This is a genomic window from Nonomuraea recticatena, assembly GCF_039533245.1.
Lineage (GTDB): Bacteria > Actinomycetota > Actinomycetes > Streptosporangiales > Streptosporangiaceae > Nonomuraea > Nonomuraea roseola.
Genome location: NZ_BAAATE010000038.1, coordinates 66,730 through 83,755, shown reverse-complemented (window position 1 = coordinate 83,755; position 17,026 = coordinate 66,730). Strand labels below are relative to the sequence as shown.

Sequence of the window (17,026 nt, the reverse complement as noted above, 5' to 3'; positions counted from 1 at the left end):
CTTCTTCCGCCCCTGCGGCGTTCGGATCTTGCGGATCTCGAACTCTTCCATCGCACTCCCCAGGCCGGGGTGTTGCGACGACCGCTAGAAGGGAGGCGGGCGAGGGCCTTTCGTGGGGAGGCTACTTGGTGAAGCCGACCGCGCTCCAGTCCTTCGTGGCGAAGCCGAAGGCGCCGTAGTTGGCCAGCGTCTTCTTGGCGGCGAAGATGCTCGGACGCTGGTACAGCGGGATCGTGTGCACCTCGTCCCAGATCAGCTTGTCGGCCTGGTTGCCCAGTTCGATGTACTTGACCGGGTCCATCTCACCGGCCGCCTGCTCGATCAGGGTGTCGAGCTCGGGCGAGCCGATGCGCGGGAAGTTGCTGCCGAAGTTGTCCTTGCTGGTCGGCCGCTTGTAGATCTGCGGCAGGGCGCCGTTCGGGAACGGCGTGCCGAGCCACGAGAACGGCACCAGGTCGAAGTTGCCCGGCGTGATGTAGTCGTCGAAGAACTTGTCGTCGGGGACCGGCTCGATCTTGACCTTGACGCCGACGTCCTTCAGCATCGCCTGGGTCAGCTCGCCCTCCTGCTTGGCCAGCGGGTAGGCCGCGGGGACGATGAAGCGCAGCTCGAGCTCCTTGCCGTCCTTCTTGCGGTACTCACCCTCCAGCTTCCAGCCGGCCGCGTCGAGCAGCTGCTTGGCCTTCTCGGGGTTGTACTTGCCCAGCTCGCCGGAGTTGTCGACGTAGCCCTTGTGGGTGTTCATGTACAGGTGGTTGTTGAGCACCTGCACGGGCCAGTCGAGGTCCTTGAGGTCGGACTGGGTGATGGCCTCGCGGTTGATGCCCAGCAGGACGGCCTGGCGGACCGACTTGTCGGTCAGGTTCGGGGCCGAGCCGTTGACCGTGATGTGGCGCCAGTTGGGCGCGGCGGCCTTGCGGATGTCGACGCCCGGGACGGCCTTGGCGCGCTGGAGGTCGGCGGCGCTGGGGACGATCTCCAGCGCGTCGAGCTCGCCGTTGGCGAAGGCGTTGACCGTGGCGTCCGAGTCGAGCGCGCGGAAGATCACCTTGTCGAGCTTGGCCTTCTGGCCCCACCAGTTGTCGTCACGGACGAGCGTGATGGTCTTGGCGGTCTGGTCCATCTTCTCGAGCTTGAACGGGCCCGCCGTCACAGGGAACTTGTCGATCCAGCCCTTGTTGAACTCGGTGGCGTCGGAGCTCGTGGAGGCGGGGATGAGGGGGGAGAACATGCCCTGCCAGTCCGGGTAGTGCCGGGAGAAGGTCACGATGACGTCGTGGTCGGTCGCGCCCTTCTCCACCGACTCCACGCGGTCGTAGCCGTCGGTGGAGGAGACCTGGAACTTGTCGTCCGAGCCGTTCAGCGCCTTCCACTGCCCGACGTAGTCCTTGTAGGTGATCGGCGTGCCGTCGGACCACTTGGCCTTGTCGTTGAGCTTGTAGGTGACGACCTGCTTGTCGCCCTTCAGCTCCATCTTCCACTCGGTGACGAAGTCCGGGTTGTTGGACAGCTCGGCCTTGTCGCTGGCCTTGTAGATGGAGGGCATGGTGGCGTCGTAGACGTCGGCGACGTCCGCGTGCGTGCCGTTCACCTGGCTGTAGTTCCACTGCTGGTGCCACTGGGACAGCGCGAGGGTGATGGTGCCGCCGTCCTTGACCTGGTCGTAGGCGACCGGGTTGATCGCGCTGCCGGGCAGCGCGGCGGCCTGCTCCTGGGCGGCCTTGGCGCCCTCGCCCGTACCGGCGGCGGGCTTGTCGGACCCGCCACCGCAGGCGGCAAGGGCGAGAGCCAGCAGGGCCGCTCCAGCGGCGGCCTTGTAGCCAACCTTCACGAGTTCCTCACTTCGGGATAGTGGCAGGCGGCGCCATGGTCGTCGGCGTGCGCCAGCCGTACAACGGGGGGTTCTTCGGCCACGCACCTGGCGCGCTCGGGCTCGGGGAGCAGGGCGCGCTTGGGGCAGCGGGTATGGAAGCGGCAGCCCGAGGGGGGCTGCGCCGGGCTGGGCAGGTCGCCTTCGAGGATGATCCTGCGGCGTGAACGCTCCAGCTCGGGGTCGGGAAGCGGGATCGCCGACATCAGCGCCCTGGTGTAGGGGTGGGCGGGCGTGCCGTACACCTCGGCCACGGTGCCGATCTCCACGATCTTGCCGAGGTACATCACGGCGACGCGGTCGGCCAGGTGGCGGACCACGGACAGGTCGTGGGCGACGAACAGGTAGGACAGTCCGAGCCTGGCCTTCAGGTCCTCCAGCAGGTTGATGACGCCCGCCTGGATCGACACGTCGAGCGCCGAGACGGGCTCGTCGAGGACGATCAGCTTGGGCTCCAGCGCCAGCGCGCGGGCGATGCCGATGCGCTGGCGCTGTCCTCCCGAGAAGTGCTGCGGGTAGCGCTCGGCGTAGGAGGGGTCGAGGCCGACGAGCTCGAGCAGTTCGGCGACGCGGCCCTGGACGTCCTTGTGCCCGTGGGCGCGCAGCGGCTCGGCGAGGATGTCGCCGACAGGCATGCGCGGGTCGAGCGCGGCCATCGGGTCCTGGAAGACGATCTGAAGGTCGCGGCGCAGCTCCTTGCGCTCCGGCTTGGTCAGCGCGCCGCTGTCCTTGCCGAACACCACGACCCTGCCGCTCTGGGCGGCCTCCAGCTGCATGATCTGCTGCAGCGTGGTGGTCTTGCCGCAGCCGGACTCGCCGACGAGCGCGAGCGTCTCGCCGCTGGCGATGTCGAAGCTGATGCCGTCCACGGCGTGCACGGTGCCGACGCGGCGCTTGAACACCGCGCCCTTCATCAGCGGGTAGTGCCTGACGAGGTTGTCGAGCTCGAGGACCGTCTCACGACGCCGCGCGTCGCGGGGCGGCTCGGCGACGGGCTCGGGGGCGGGGAAGACGTCGACGCCCCTGAGCCTCTTCACGTCGATCTCGTGCGAGCGGATGCAGGCCACCCTGCGCTCGCCCACCTGGACGAGCTCGGGCTCGGCGTCGTCGCAGGCGTCCACCTTCAGCGGGCAGCGCGGCGCGAAGGGGCAGCCGGGCGGCAGCGCCGCAGGCGAGGGCGGGGCGCCCTCGATCGGCACCAAGCGCTGGTTCTCCTGGTCGAGCCGCGGGATCGAGGCCAGCAGCCCCATGGTGTACGGCATGCGGGGCTCGTAGTAAATCTCCTCGACCGTGCCCTGCTCGACCGGCTTGCCGGCGTACATCACCAGCACCCTGTCGGCCAGCCCCGCCACCACGCCGAGATCGTGGGTGATCATGACGATGCCCGCGCCGGTCTCCTTCTGCGCGGTCTTGAGCACTTCGAGCACCTGCGCCTGGATGGTGACGTCGAGCGCGGTGGTGGGCTCGTCGCAGATCAGCACGTCGGGGTCGTTGGCGATGGCCATCGCGATCATAGCGCGCTGCCGCATGCCGCCGGAGAACTCGTGCGGAAAGGCCTTGGCGCGCACGTCGGGGTGCGGGATGCCGACCAGTTCCAGCAGTTCGACCGCCTGCCTGGCGGCCTGCTCCTTGGAGACCTTCTGGTGGACGCGGACCGCCTCGGCGATCTGGTCGCCGATCGTGTAGACGGGCGTGAACGCCGACAGCGGGTCCTGGAAGATCATGCTGATCGACTTGCCGCGCCGCTTGAGGATCTCCTGCTCGCGCATGCCGAGCAGTTCGTGGCCGTGCAGCTTGACCGACCCCGTGACCTGGGCGCCGGCGGGCAGCAGGCCCATGACGGCCAGCGAGGTCACCGACTTGCCCGAGCCTGACTCGCCGACGATGCCGAGGACCTCTCCCCTGCCGACCTGGTAGGACACTCCCCTGACGGCCTTGACGCCGCCGCGGAAGGTCACCGTGAGGTCGTTCACCTCGAGGATCGTCATGAGGTGCTCCCCGGGTCGAGGGCGTCGCGCAGTCCGTCGCCAATGAGGTTGATGAACAGGACCAGCAGGACCAGCAGGCCGGCGGGGAAGAGGAACAGCCACGGGTAGCTGATCGCCGTGCTGCCGCCTCCCGCCGAGATCAGCGTGCCGAGCGACACGTCCGGCGGTCTGACGCCGAACCCGAAGTACGACAGCGCGGTCTCGCCGATGATCGCGCCGCTCACGTTCATGGTGGCGTCGATGATCAGCAGGGAGGACAGGTTCGGGACCACGTGCCTGAAGATGATCTTCCAGTCCGGGATGCCCATGTAGCGCGCGGCGAGCACGTACTCCCGCTCGCGCAGGGAGAGGGTCATGCTCCTGACGACACGCGAGGTGATCATCCAGGAGAAGGAGGCCAGCAGCACGACGAACATCAGCCAGCTGCCGCTCTCCAGCCGTGGCGAGATGACCGCGATGATCAGGAAGCTCGGCAGCACGAGAAGCAGGTCGGTGCCCCACATGAGGATCTTGTCGAGCTTGCCGCCGAAGTAGCCCGCGAAGGCGCCGACGAGCGCGGCCAGACCGGTGGAGATGAGCGCGACCAGGAAGCCGATGAGGATCGACTTCTGCATGCCGCGCAGCGTCACCGCGAACATGTCCTGGCCGATCTGGGTGGTGCCCCACCAGTGGTCGGCGCCGGGGGGCGACCGGAAGGCGGTGAAGTCCTTCTGCTCCCAGGTGTACTGGCCGAACAGGGGGCCGAGGTAGGCCAGCGCCAGCAGCGCGAGCACCCCGATCAGACCGATGACGACCTGCGGCTTGGCCATCACCCTGCGCAGGACGACCTTGGAACGCATGTCTAGCTCACCCGCACTCTCGGGTCGAGGGCCGCGACGAGCAGGTCGGACAGAACCCCCGCCACCAGGACGCACACGGCGGCGAACAGGGCGACCGCCGCGACGGCGTTGGTGTCGTTGTGCTGGATCGACTCCACCAGCCACTCACCCATGCCGTGCCAGCCGAAGATCTTCTCGGTGAAGGTGGCGCCCGTCAGCATCGTGCCGAAGGCGAAGGCGAAGTAGGTGGCCGAGGGGATGAGCGCGGTGCGCAGCGCGTGCTTGACCAGCGCCGTCCTGCGGCTGAGGCCCTTGGCCTGCGCGGTGCGGACGAAGTCCTGACCCAGCACGTCGAGCATCATGTTGCGCTGGATGCGGCTGTAGAAGGCGATCTGCCCGAGACAGAGCGAGATCGTCGGAAGGATCAGGTGGTTGAGCCTGTTCAGCAGTTGGTCGACGCCGCTGAGCGCCGGGTTGTACTCACCGGTGTACTCGATCAGCGTGTGCCCGACGGCGCCGTTGAGGCCGGTCGCGCCGATGGTCAGCAGCGTCGCCAGGACGAAGACCGGCACCGCCATGACGACGAACGAGGCCACGCCGATCGCTCTGTCGCTGATGCGGTACTGCCTGATCGCGGCGAAGGCGCCCACCGCGACTCCGAGCGTGGAGCCCAGCAGGGTGCCGATCAGCAGCAGGCGCAGGCTCACCCCCACCCGCTGGCCCATCTGCTGGTTGACCGAGCCGCCGTCCCAGGTCTTGCCGAAGTCGCCCTGGACGACCCCCGACACCCAGGTGCCGTACCGCTCCAGCAGGGGGGTCTTGTCGTTGAGGTTGTACTCGCTCAGCGTGCTGTCGACGACCCCGACGGGGATGGGCGGCTGGCGGCCTGTGTAGTTGGCGCGAGGGTTGAGACTGCTGGCGGCCAGCAGGTACGCGAGACTCGCGGCGATGGCCACCAGGATGACGCTCGACAGCAGCCTGCGCAGCAGGTACGTGCCCATTGCCCTCCGTTCGGACGAACGGGGGCCAGGCAGCCTGAAGGAAGGGTCGCCCCCGCGACGAGATAGCCGTGACCGTCCCTTGGCAGGGGCTTGACGGCACGTCGCAGGTTATAGGGCTGTCCGTATTACGAATTTATCTCGGACCGGTAGATCGCAAGGGTCTGACCGGGCAGCCGCACCCAGTCCCTACCTGCGGTAACACCCTCGTCAGAGGCCAGGAGAAGACCCCCCAACGGAACGGTCAACGTCACAGAATCCGGACAAAAATTTACCATCACGGAGAGTGACGACCGGTGGACCATGAGCCATCTCGACGCCTCGTCGAACTCGACCCGCACCCGGTCGAGACGGGGATCGGTGAGCTCGGGCATGGCCTTGCGCAGCGCGATCAGATCGCGGTACCAGCACAGCAGCGACCAGTGCTCCTCGTCCTTGAGCTCGCTCCATTCGAGCTTGGCGCGCAGGAAGGTGTCCTCGGCCGAGGGGTCGGGCGCGATCCAGTCGTAGCCGAAGCCCTCGAACTCGCGGGCCCTGCGCTCGGCCTCCCCCTCGCGCAGCGCCGGCTCGACGTGGTCGGTGAAGAACGGGAACGGCGTGCGCGCGCCCCACTCCTCGCCCATGAACAGCATGGGCGTGAACGGCGAGGTCAGCAGGAGCCCCGCGCCCAGCTTCAGCGCGGTCAGCGGCAGCCTGTCGCCCGCGGGCCTGTTGCCCACCTGGTCGTGGTTCTGCAGGCAGCAGACCAGGCGGTAGCCGGGAACACCGCGGGCGGGGGCCCCGTGCGAGCGCCCACGGAAGCTGGAGTAGCCTCCGTCGTGGACGAAGCCGTGGGTCAGCGCCTTGGCCAGCGCCTCCATCGAGGCGAAGTCGGCGTAGTAGCCGTGCCGCTCCCCCGACACGGCCGTGTGGAGCGCGTGATGCACGTCGTCGTTCCACTGCGCGGTCATGCCGAGGCCCCCCGCCTCCAGCGGGGTGATCATGCGGGGGTCGTTGAGGTCCGACTCGGCGATCAGCGTCAGCGGGCGGCCCACCGAGCAGGCCAGCGCGTCCACCTCGGCGGCCAGCTCGGCCAGCAGGTGGACGGCGCGGCGGTCGTGCAGGGCGTGGACGGCGTCGAGCCGCAGCCCGTCGATGTGGTAGTCGCGCAGCCACTGCACGGCGTTGTCGATGAAGTAGCGCCTGACCTCGTCGGAGTCGGGTCCGTCGAGGTTCACCGCCTCGCCCCAGAAACTGCCCGCGTAGCCCGCGAAGTACGGGCCGAAGGGGTGGAGGAAGTTGCCCGAAGGGCCGAGGTGGTTGTAGACGACATCGAGGATGACGCCCAGGCCCGCCCTGTGGCAGCCGTCGACCAGCTCCTTGAGCCCGTCAGGCCCGCCGTAGGTCTCGTTGACCGCGTAGAGGTCGACGCCGTCGTAGCCCCAGTTGCGCCCGCCGGGCACCGGCGCGACCGGCATGAGCTCCACGAAGTCGACGCCCAGCTCCACCAGGTGGTCGAGCCTGTCCAGCGCCGCGGTGAAGGTGCCCTCCGCCGTGAAGGCGCCCACGTGCAGCTCGTAGATGATCGAGCCGCGCAGGTCGCGCCCCTTCCACTCGTGGTCGCTCCAGGTGAAGCGGGCGTGGTCGTAGACGCGGCTGGGCCCGAAGATGCCCTCGGGCTGCCTGCGGGAGCGGGGGTCGGGATACGGGCCCTCCCCGTCGACGAAGTAGCGGTAGTCGGTGCCGTGTCCGGCCTCGGGCGCTTCGACCGACCACCAGCCGTTGTCCCTGCGTCGCAGTGGCCGCCGGCTGTCCGGCAGCGAGAGCTCGATGGAGGTCGCTCGGGGCGCCCAGACCTCAAAGATCATGTCTCTCCAGGAGTGCGACGGGGTGGCGGCTGAGCAGGTGTGCCAGGGGGGTGCGGCCGCTGTACAGGCCTCCGGTGAGCAGGTCGCGCCAGCTGCCGGGCGGCAGGGTGAGCGAGGTGGCGCCCCAGCCGCCGCGGGCCGCCAGCCGTACGGGCAGGCGGGTCGCCACGGCGACCGCGCGCCCCCTGCCGAAGGCGATCGCGTGCTCGGCGGCCTCCCCCTCGGCGGCCATCGGCTCGTACGGCGCTTCGGGTCCCAGCCTGCGCCTGAGCCTGAGCGCCTGGGTCGTGACCTGGAGCTTGGCCTCGTCCCACGCCGAGTTCGGGGCGCAGGGGAAGGAGACGGGCCGCCGGTTGTCGGGGTCGACCAGCGAGAAGTCCGTCCGCTCGTTGCCCTGGTAGACGTCGGGCACGCCCGGCATCATGAGCTGGACCAGCTTCTGGCCGAGCGAGTTGACGACGGCGTGGCGGTCGACGAGGGCGGTGAAGTCGCCGATCGGCAGCTCGACGGCCTTGGCGGCGAAGGCGCGCAGGCCCTCCTCGTAGGCGTGGTCCTGGGCGATCCACGAGGTGGCCGTCTTGGCCTCGCGCGCGGCCTTGAGCAGGTAGTCGGTGAAGCGCTCGGCGGAGATCGGCCACGCGGCCATGAGTGTCTGCCAGGCCAGGTAGTCGAGGTGCGGGTCGAAGGACACCTGCTGCGACCAGCCGCGCACCGCCTCGGCCCACTCACCGGGCAGCTCCGACAGCACCTGGAGGCGGGCGCGCACGTCCTCCGAGCGCTTGGTGTCGTGGGTGGACAGCGTGGTCATCGTGAAGGGCCGCATCCCGGCGCAGAAGTCGTGGAAGTCCTCCACGGACAGGCCGAAGCGGTCGGGCTCGCCGCCCACCTCGTTCAGGCAGGCCAGGGGGTACCAGCGGTAGAGCGCGGTGTCCTCCACGCCCTTGGCCATCACCGGGCCGCAGGTCTGCTGGAAGCGGACGACCGCCTCGGGCGAGCCGTACAGGACGGCCCGCGCGGTCTCGGGGTTCGGCGCGGCCGACTCCACGATCCGGCGCGCCACGGGATCCACCGGCTCGCCCGGCGTGACGTAGGCCCGGTAGACCGGCATCTCCACCAGCAGGTCGACGAGGTCCTGGACGGAGGCGCCCGCGACGCGGGCCAGGCGCTCCACCTCGGAGCGGAAGAACAGGTCGATGACGTCGCGCTTGGACCTGGCCATCACGGCGTGGTAGTCGGCGTCCTGCCCCGTCATCGCGGTGAACAGCTCCACCAGCGGCTGCCTGCCCTCCGGGTCGACGAACAGCCCGTTGACCCTGTTGAGCACGTCGTAACCGGTGGTGCCGTCGCAGGCCCAGTCGTCAGGCAGCCGCTCGTCGCCGATGAGGATCTTCTCCACCACCGTCCAGACGCCGCCGCTCCTGTCCCTGAGCATGTCGAGGTAGCGGCGGGGGTCGGCCAGTCCGTCGGGATGGTCGATCCGCAACCCCTCGACCAGGCCCTCGTCCAGCAGCCAGAAGATGACCTCGTGCGTCGCGAAGAACACCGCCGGGTCCTCCACGCGCAGCCCGATCAGCGACGAGACGTCGAAGAAGCGCCGGTAGCCGGGGCCCTCCCGCCAGTCGACCACGGTGTAGTGCTCCGACTGCGGCAGGTCGTCGGCGAAGCGGTGGACGATCACCTTGCCCTCGCGCCACTCGATGTCGAACCAGTCCGCGTACGGCGAGGCCGCGCCCTGCTCGAGCACGGACAGGAACTGCGCGTTGGCGGTGTTCATGTGGTTGGGCACGATGTCCACCACGACGGCCAGATCGTGCGCGGCCAGCACCCCTGCCATCTCGCGGAAGCCCTGGGCGCCGCCGAACTCCTGCCTGATCCTGGAGTGGTCGACGACGTCGTAGCCGTGCAGCGAGCCGGGCACCGCCTGCAGCACGGGCGAGAGGTAGACGTGGCTGACACCGAGGTCGCGAAGGTAGGGGGCGATCTTCGCCACCTCGGCGAAGCCGAAGTCGGGCGTCAGCTGGACCCGGTAGGTCGAGACGGGCCTAGACACCGCGCAACACCCGCATCGAGCGTCCCGGCACCTGCAGGTCGTCCCCCGCTCTCAGGATCCTGCTGTCCAGCATGATCGGCATCGCGGTGTCGATCTCGGTCAGCCACATCTCGCCGTAGTCCTTCGGGATCGTGAACTCGATGATGTCGTGGTGGGCGTTGAGCAGCACGAGAAAGGAGTCATCGACGATGGGTCTGCCCCTTCTGTCTGGTTCGGTGATCGCCTTCCCGTTGAGGAAGATCGTCAGCGACCTGGCGTAGCCGACGTTCCAGTCGGCGTCGGTCATCACCTCTCCCGACGGAGTCAGCCAGGCCATGTCGTAGGAGAAGCGCCTGCGCCTGAACACCGGGTGCTCGCGGCGCAGCTTGGCCAGGCGCTGGGTGAATTCCAGCAGCAGCCAGTTGTGCCGCACGTCCGACCAGTCGACCCAGGTGACCTCGTTGTCCTGGCAGTACCCGTTGTTGTTGCCCTTCTGGGTACGGCCGATCTCGTCGCCGTGGGAGAGCATCGGCACGCCCTGCGACAGGAAGAGCGTGGTCAGGAAGTTGCGCTTCTGCTGCTCGCGCAGCGCCTCGGTGCCGGCGTCCCATGAGCGGTTGTCGTCGGTGCCGTCCCTGTTGCCCTCGCCGTTGGCCTCGTTGTGCTTCTCGTTGTAGGAGACCAGGTCGTGCAGGGTGAAACCGTCGTGGCAGGTGACGAAGTTGATGGAGGCGGCGGGGCGGCGGCTGTCGTTCTGGTAGAGGTCGCCCGAGCCGGTGAAGCGCGAGCCGAACTCGGGCAGCGTGGCGGGCTCGCCCCGCCACAGGTCCCTGATCGTGTCGCGGTACTTGCCGTTCCACTCGGTCCACCTGGCGGGGAAGTTGCCCACCTGGTAGCCGCCGGGGCCGACGTCCCACGGCTCGGCGATCAGCTTGACCTGCGAGAGCACGGGGTCCTGCTGCACGAGGTCGAAGAAGGCCGAAAGCCGGTCCACGGCGTGCAGCTCGCGGGCGAGCGTGGCGGCCAGGTCGAAGCGGAAGCCGTCCACGTGCATCTCGGTGACCCAGTAACGCAGCGAGTCCATGATCATCTGCAGGACCTGGGGCGAGCGCATGAACAGGCTGTTGCCGGTGCCTGTGGTGTCCATGTAGTAGCGCGGGTCGCCGTCCACCAGGCGGTAGTAGGTGGCGTTGTCGATGCCCTTGAACCCGAGCGTCGGGCCCATGTGGTTGCCCTCGGCCGTGTGGTTGTAGACCACGTCGAGGATGACCTCGATGTTCGCCTCGTGCAGGCTCTTGACCATGGCCTTGAACTCCAGCACCTGGCCGCCGCGCTGCCCCTGGCTGGAGTAGCGGTTGTGCGGGGCGAAGAAGCCGCTGGTGTTGTAGCCCCAGTAGTTGCTCAGCCCCCGCTCCTCCAGGTGCTGGTCGGTGACGAACTGGTGGACCGGCATCAGCTCCAGCGCGGTCACGCCGAGCTTGGTGAGATGGTCGATGATCTCGGGGTGGCCGAGCGCCGCGTAGGTGCCGCGGATCCGCTCGGGGATCTTCGGGTGCGCCATCGTCAGCCCGCGCACGTGCGCCTCGTAGATCACCGTCTCGTGGTACGGCGTGGCGGGCGGCCTGTCGTGGCCCCACCCGAAGAACGGGTTGATGACGATGGAGCGCTGGACGAAGGGGGCGGTGTCCTTCGGCTTCGGGCGGTCACGGTCGTACAGGGACTTGTCCCACGTGATGGCGCCCTCGATCGCCTTGGCGTACGGGTCGAGCAGGAGCTTGGCGGGGTTGCAGCGCTGTCCCCTGGCCGGGTCGAAGGGGCCGTGGACGCGGTAGCCGTACCGCTGGCCGGGGCCGACGCGCGGCAGGTAGCCGTGCCAGACGAACCCCTCCACCTCGGTGAGCGGAACCCTGGTCTCGACCTGGTCGTCGTCGAACAGACAGAGCTCGACCTTGTGGGCGACCTCGCTGAAGAGCGCGAAATTCGTGCCCGCGCCGTCGTAGGTCGCCCCGAGAGGGTAGGGGTCTCCCGGCCAGACTTCGATCATCTAGGCTCCCTTGCGCTCTGGCCCCATGTTCACCCAGGAGGCAGCGGCTGCCTAGATGCCCAATTCTCGCCTTTGGATAACCCCGTATCGGTTACACACCACCTCCAGAAGCACGCGGTGTCCGTGACGCGGATGGGCAGCACGACCACCTCGCTCGCCCAGCAGGCCGCCGCGATCACCTGGCGTCCGGCTTCCAGCTGGTCGGGGGTGGTTCCGGCTCTGCACCAACGGGGTCGATCCGGCGGCATCCAGGTTTGCCGTCCGCTCCCCCGGCAATGTGCCAGCGCCATGGGTGGATTCAAGCAGTTTCTCCTCAGGGGCAACATCGTCGAGTTAGCCGTCGCGGTGATCGTCGGGGCCACCTTCAGCGGACTCGTCCAGGCGCTCGTCGCCGACCTCATCACGCCCCTCATCGGCGCGGTGACCGGCGGCAAGAACCCCGACTTCGCGCAGTACTCCTTCACGATCAACGGCAGCGAGTTCAAGTACGGCCACTTCCTCAACCACCTGATCAGCTTCCTGATCATCGCGGCGGTCGTCTACTGGCTGGTCGTGACGCCGATGACCAAGTTGATCAGCCTCTTCGAGAGGGACAGGGCCGCCACGACGAAGCAGTGTCCCGAGTGCCTCAGCGACATCCCGATCGAGGCCAGGAGGTGCGCCCACTGCACGGTGGAGCTGGTGCCGGAGGACGAGAAGCCGCAGGTCTGATCAGCGCAGCACCGTGACGGCCGCGCCGTCGGCGTTCGTGGCCGTGTCGCCGTCGACCGTGACGCCCGCGCTGGCGGCGGAGACACGGTAGTGGCGGCCCGAGGGGGCGCTCCACCACACGCTGGCGGCGATGTCGGGGGCCAGGCGGCTGCAGTCCCATGTCCCGTGGGTCACGCCGGTGCGGGTGGCGGTGGTGCGCCCGCCCGAGGTGGCCAGCAGGACCGCCTGGACCGCGCCCGCTCCCGAGGGGTCGGTCAGCCTGACGCAGAACCACTGTCCGCGCGCGCCCTCGGGCAGCCGCACGGAGCGGAAGGCCCACGCCGAGGCCTCGCGCACCTCGCTGACCGGGCGGGGAAGGGCGCAGCCGAGCCGCCGCCACGCGCTCGCCAGCGACCCCTCGCCCCGATAACTGACCCTCGCGGGCGCGAGCCGCCCCAGGTCGACCATCGTGTACGGCAGGCCGGGCGGCACCTCGGGCGCGCGCAGCCTGACCAGCGGACCGCGCCAGCATCCGTCCTCGCGCAGCACGGGAACCGGCCCGATCACCCCGTCGGCGATCGCCGACGTGCGCCATCCGCCGTCGAAGGGCGCCATGGCGGCCTCGGTCACCCACGGCGGGAGCAGGTAGCGGCTGCCCCTGGGGGTGGCGGTGAGCTTCAGCGGGCTTGAGCCGCCGGGCTCGGGAAGGACCTCGAGCGTGGGCTTGCCCTTCGTCTCGAGGTAGCGCGCCACCTGCGAGGACCGTCTGAGGAGAACGACGGCGGTGGCGCCGAGGCGCCCGGCGTAGAGGAGCTGAGGATGGCGGCGCCCCCACGCGCGTATCGCCCTGCCGATCAGCGCCCGGTCGGACAGGAGGTCGCCGCGCGGAGGCCAGGTGGCGAGGTCGAGTGAGGTCGTGGTGCGCCAGGCGCCGGGCGCGGCCGTCTCGGGAGCGGCGGCCGGTGCGGCGGCCGAGCTCGGACGGCCGGAGCCCAGCCACGGCACGACGGCGACCACCGCCACGGCGCAGAACACCAGAGCCGCCAGCAGCCTGCGCGGCGCCTCGACGTCGAGCCTGCCGTAGAGCCTGGCCAGGCAGGGATCGGCGGCGGGTCTGTGCAGGGTGGCCGTGGCGCCGAACCGCTCCTCCATCTCGGCCAGGGCCGCCAGGGCGCCCGCGGGGTCGGGCACCCCCGCGCCCGCCAGCACCTGGGCGACCTCCTCGGCCGCGCGTTCCTCCAGCCTGAGCAGCGCGTAGGCGGCGCGGGCGGGGGCCGGCACGGCCTCCAGCGCCCGGGTGAAGCCGATGTCGCCACTACGGGTCACGGCGGGCACGATCTCCACGGCGGCCAGCAGGCCCGTCCACGGGCGCGGTCTCGCGCGCAGCGCCGAACGCAGCAGCAGGGCGCGCAGCCGTACGGGGTCCTCGTCCTGATGGCGGGAGAGCGCGGCCGCCGCCAGCCGGTGGGCGAGCACCACCCTGCGGTGCTCACCCGTCCACGCCGGCAGCGTCAGGTAGGCGAGCCAGACCAGGTCGCGGTACGGCTTGGCGAGCGCCCGGCTGTCTCGGATCGACCCTCGCACCGGCATTCCTCACGATTGGTGACTGCTCAAGCACATATCGTAGCCATGGTGTCACTCGCCCGCCTGCCGCACGGCAAGATAGGGGGCATGAGCATGGAGTTGATGGTCTGGCGCGAGAACGAACCGATCACCAGGGAGCAGGCCGCGCAGACCTACAGCCTGGCCCAGGGCACGCCGCCGGCCGACACGGTGGTCCCCGAGGTGGCCGCGCTGGCCAAGGAGGTGCCCGGCCACGCCAGGCTCTTCCCCGAGCACGCGCTGATCGTCATGGAGCCCGACGACCTCGACGAGGTCTCCAACCGCGTCTTCGCCCTGGCCCGCCACTACGGCCTGGTCTGCTACGACCCGCAGCGCCACCTGGTGCACAACCTGGCCCCGCTCGGCGTCGACCCCGAGACCCAGCTTCACACCGGCGACGGCATGCTGGTGACCAACCCCGACCTGGCGCTGGTGCACGACGTGCTCGGCACGCTGTCGCCGCAGAACCCCTTCGCCGTCCTGGTGACCTTCGGCCGTCACTTCATCCAGGTCTCGCCGGGCTACGAGCTGGAGTACAAGGAGGGCACGATCCGCAGCACGATGGTGCCCGCCCTCGAGGAGGTGCGCAGGGCCTTCCACGAGTACGCCATCGGCGAGCGGGGCTTCCTCGAGCGCTTCCACTGGAGCGCACGCTAGGCGCGCCCGCCCTGCATGATCGAGAGATGGAGATCTACCCGCCCATCGAGCCGCACGCCTCGGGGATGCTCGACGTCGGCGACCGCAACGAGATCTACTGGGAGGTCTGCGGGAACCCCGGCGGCAAGCCCGCCGTCTTCCTGCACGGCGGCCCCGGAGGCGGGCTCATGCCCGTCCACCGGCAGCTGTTCGACCCCGACGCCTATCGCATCGTCCTGTTCGACCAGCGCAACTGCGGCAGGAGCACGCCGCACGTGCGCGCGGAGGGCGTCTCGCTCGAGCACAACACCACCTGGCACCTCGTCCAGGACATGGAGCTGCTGCGCGAGCACCTCGGCATCGACACCTGGCAGGTCTTCGGCGGTTCGTGGGGCAGCACGCTGGCGCTCGCCTACGCGCAGACCCATCCTCACCGGGTCACCGAGCTGATCCTGCGCGGCATCTTCACCATGCGGGAGTCCGAGCTGCGGTGGGAGCGCGCCCGTGACCTGCTTCCCGACCACTGGGAGCGCTTCACCGAGGGGGTCGAGGGCGACGTGATCGCCGACTACCGCCGCCGCTTCGCCGACCCCGACCCGTCCGTACGGCTGGCCGCGGCCAGGGCGTGGGCGCGCTGGGAGATGGTGATCTGCAACCTGATCCCCGACCTGAGCCCGATGGACGACGAGTTCGCCCTGTCCTTCGCCCTGATCGAGAGCCACTACGTCGTCAACCGCGGCTTCCTCGAGGAGGGGCAGCTCATCCGCGACGTCGGCAGGATCAGGCACATCCCCGCCGTCATCGTGCAGGGCCGCTACGACCTGGCCACCCCCATCGCCACCGCCTGGGACCTGCACAGGGCCTGGCCCGAGGCCGACTTCAGGATCGTGGAGGGCGCGGGGCACTCGGGCGGCGAACCCGCCGTGGCCGCCGAGCTGGTCGCCGCCACCGACCGGTTCAGGTAAGACAGGATCCCATGAGCCTCTATCCACCCATCGAGCCCTACGAGCACGGCATGCTCGACGTCGGCGACGGCAACCAGATCTACTGGGAGGTCTGCGGCAACCCCGACGGCAAGCCCGCGGTCATGCTGCACGGAGGGCCCGGCAGCGGCTGCTCCGCCAAGCACCGGCGCCAGTGGGACCCCTCGGCGTACCGGATCGTCCTGTTCGACCAGCGCAACTGCGGGCGCAGCAGGCCCCACGCCGGCGATCCCCTGGTGTCGCTGAAGGCCAACACCACCTGGCACCTGGTCAGGGACATGGAGCTGCTGCGCGAGCACCTCGGCATCGACACCTGGCAGGTCTTCGGCGGTTCGTGGGGCAGCGCGCTCGCCCTGGCCTACGCCCAGACCCACCCCGACAGGATCACCGAGCTGGTCCTTCGCGGCATCTTCACGCTCAGGCCCGCCGAGCTGCGCTGGTTCTACCAGGAGGGCGCCTCGTTCCTCTTCCCCGACCTGTGGGAGTCCTACCTCGCGCCCATCCCCGAGGAGGAGCGCGGCGACCTGATCGCCGCCTTCGCCAGGAGGCTCGAGAGCAAGGACGACCGGGTGCGGGTGGCCGCCGCCCGCGCCTGGGCGCAGTGGGAGGCGGCCACCATCACGCTCTACCCCGATCCCGAGCACGTGGCCGAGTACGGCGAGGAGGGCAAGGCCGTCTCCTTCGCCAGGATCGAGAACCACTACTTCGTCAACGGCGGCTTCTTCGAGCCGGGGCAGCTCATCCGAGACGTCGACAGGATCAGGCACATCCCCGCGGTCATCGTGCAGGGCCGCTACGACGCCTGCACCCCGATGGCCACCGCCTGGGACCTGCACAGGGCCTGGCCCGAGGCGGAGTTCCACATCGTGGACGACGCGGGGCACGCCTTCACCGAGCCTGGGACTCTCGCCAGGCTGGTGGCAGCCACTGACGCGTTCGCCGTACCAAAGGGGTGAAGGCGCCGACGGTCAGCAGCGCGAGCAGGGGCGCCATGGTGACACCGAACAGGTAGCCGATCGCCACGTCGTGCGGGTAGTGCACACCGACGAACACGCGCGAGAACGCCATCAGCGCGGCCAAGGGCAGCACCAGCCAGGCCAGCCGCCGCCACACCAGGGTCAGCGCACCCGCGGAGGCGGCCGCGATCACGGCGTGGTTGCTGGGAAAGGACCAGTCACCGACCGGTGGGCAGGCCGCGATGGTGGCGATCCCGCCCCTGCACGGCCGCTCCTCCTTGATGAGCAGCTTGACCATCTCGCTGAGCACGTAGGCGGCCACGACCGCGAAAGGCCCTGCCAAGGTGAGGGCCAGGTCGCGGTCGGGCGCCGCCCTGGCCCGCCAGAACGCCATCGCGAAGAGCGCCGCGAACAGCAGCAGTCCCGCGTCGGTGCCGATCTCGGCGAGGGCGTGCACCCACTCCGGCATGCTCATCGCGAAGGCGACGATGTCCCCGTACATCTCGTGTCATGTCCAATCGGTGAAAGATCGATGAACATGAACCCTAGGGAAGAGCGATACCCG

General features: G+C 69.4%; 13 protein-coding genes. 4 read left to right on the top strand and 9 right to left on the bottom strand.

All coding sequences use genetic code 11. From position 1 onward, the window contains the following. Nucleotides 1-121: 121 nt before the first annotated feature. From ABFX50_RS43085 to glgX, 7 genes are all read right to left on the bottom strand, one after another. Nucleotides 122-1,831 (bottom strand): ABC transporter family substrate-binding protein, encoded by a 1,710-nt coding sequence (locus ABFX50_RS43085; protein ID WP_346155053.1) that lies wholly within the window; start codon nucleotides 1,829-1,831, stop codon nucleotides 122-124. Then, on the bottom strand, nucleotides 1,828-3,858 hold the full coding sequence (locus tag ABFX50_RS43080) for an ABC transporter ATP-binding protein (RefSeq protein WP_346155052.1): 2,031 nt from the start codon (nucleotides 3,856-3,858) through the stop codon (nucleotides 1,828-1,830). Before ABFX50_RS43080 ends, ABFX50_RS43085 begins: the two co-directional genes overlap by 4 nt. Beyond that, nucleotides 3,855-4,697, bottom strand: a complete 843-nt coding sequence (locus tag ABFX50_RS43075) for an ABC transporter permease (protein WP_183649240.1) — start codon at nucleotides 4,695-4,697, stop codon at nucleotides 3,855-3,857. Before ABFX50_RS43075 ends, ABFX50_RS43080 begins: the two co-directional genes overlap by 4 nt. A gap of 2 nt (nucleotides 4,698-4,699) precedes the next feature. Further along, a complete protein-coding gene (locus ABFX50_RS43070; RefSeq protein WP_183649242.1) occupies nucleotides 4,700-5,677 on the bottom strand; it encodes an ABC transporter permease in 978 nt (325 codons plus the stop codon). A 125-nt stretch (nucleotides 5,678-5,802) separates the two neighbouring features. Then, nucleotides 5,803-7,521 (bottom strand): malto-oligosyltrehalose trehalohydrolase, encoded by a 1,719-nt coding sequence (treZ, locus tag ABFX50_RS43065; RefSeq protein WP_346155051.1) that lies wholly within the window; start codon nucleotides 7,519-7,521, stop codon nucleotides 5,803-5,805. Continuing rightward, nucleotides 7,511-9,571, bottom strand: a complete 2,061-nt coding sequence (treY, locus tag ABFX50_RS43060; RefSeq protein WP_346155050.1) for a malto-oligosyltrehalose synthase — start codon at nucleotides 9,569-9,571, stop codon at nucleotides 7,511-7,513. The genes treZ and treY overlap by 11 nt, the downstream gene beginning before the upstream one ends. Continuing rightward, nucleotides 9,564-11,594, bottom strand: a complete 2,031-nt coding sequence (gene glgX, locus ABFX50_RS43055) for a glycogen debranching protein GlgX (protein WP_346155049.1) — start codon at nucleotides 11,592-11,594, stop codon at nucleotides 9,564-9,566. Before glgX ends, treY begins: the two co-directional genes overlap by 8 nt. 288 nt (nucleotides 11,595-11,882) lie before the next feature. Here glgX and mscL point away from each other — a divergent pair, with 288 nt between their 5' ends. Further along, entirely contained in the window at nucleotides 11,883-12,305 is a 423-nt protein-coding gene (mscL, locus tag ABFX50_RS43050; protein ID WP_346155048.1) for a large conductance mechanosensitive channel protein MscL, read from the top strand. Here mscL and ABFX50_RS43045 read toward each other — a convergent pair whose 3' ends face one another. Further along, nucleotides 12,306-13,868: a hypothetical protein gene (locus ABFX50_RS43045; protein ID WP_346155047.1), complete on the bottom strand. Its 1,563-nt coding sequence runs from the start codon at nucleotides 13,866-13,868 to the stop codon at nucleotides 12,306-12,308. It abuts the gene before it with no gap. An 87-nt stretch (nucleotides 13,869-13,955) separates the two neighbouring features. On the opposite strand from ABFX50_RS43045, the gene ABFX50_RS43040 reads away from it, so the two are divergent. From ABFX50_RS43040 to pip (ABFX50_RS43030), 3 genes are read left to right on the top strand one after another with little or no spacing between them, the layout of a single operon-like run. Then, on the top strand, nucleotides 13,956-14,543 hold the full coding sequence (locus ABFX50_RS43040; protein ID WP_346155046.1) for a hypothetical protein: 588 nt from the start codon (nucleotides 13,956-13,958) through the stop codon (nucleotides 14,541-14,543). A 26-nt stretch (nucleotides 14,544-14,569) separates the two neighbouring features. After that, complete coding sequence (gene pip, locus ABFX50_RS43035; RefSeq protein ID WP_346155045.1) at nucleotides 14,570-15,487, top strand: prolyl aminopeptidase; 918 nt, start codon at nucleotides 14,570-14,572, stop codon at nucleotides 15,485-15,487. An 11-nt stretch (nucleotides 15,488-15,498) separates the two neighbouring features. After that, complete coding sequence (pip, locus tag ABFX50_RS43030) at nucleotides 15,499-16,461, top strand: prolyl aminopeptidase (RefSeq protein ID WP_346155044.1); 963 nt, start codon at nucleotides 15,499-15,501, stop codon at nucleotides 16,459-16,461. On the opposite strand, the gene ABFX50_RS43025 is transcribed toward pip (ABFX50_RS43030), so the two are convergent. Beyond that, a complete protein-coding gene (locus ABFX50_RS43025; RefSeq protein WP_346155043.1) occupies nucleotides 16,394-16,963 on the bottom strand; it encodes a phosphatase PAP2 family protein in 570 nt (189 codons plus the stop codon). The genes pip (ABFX50_RS43030) and ABFX50_RS43025 overlap by 68 nt on opposite strands. Nucleotides 16,964-17,026: the final 63 nt, after the last annotated feature.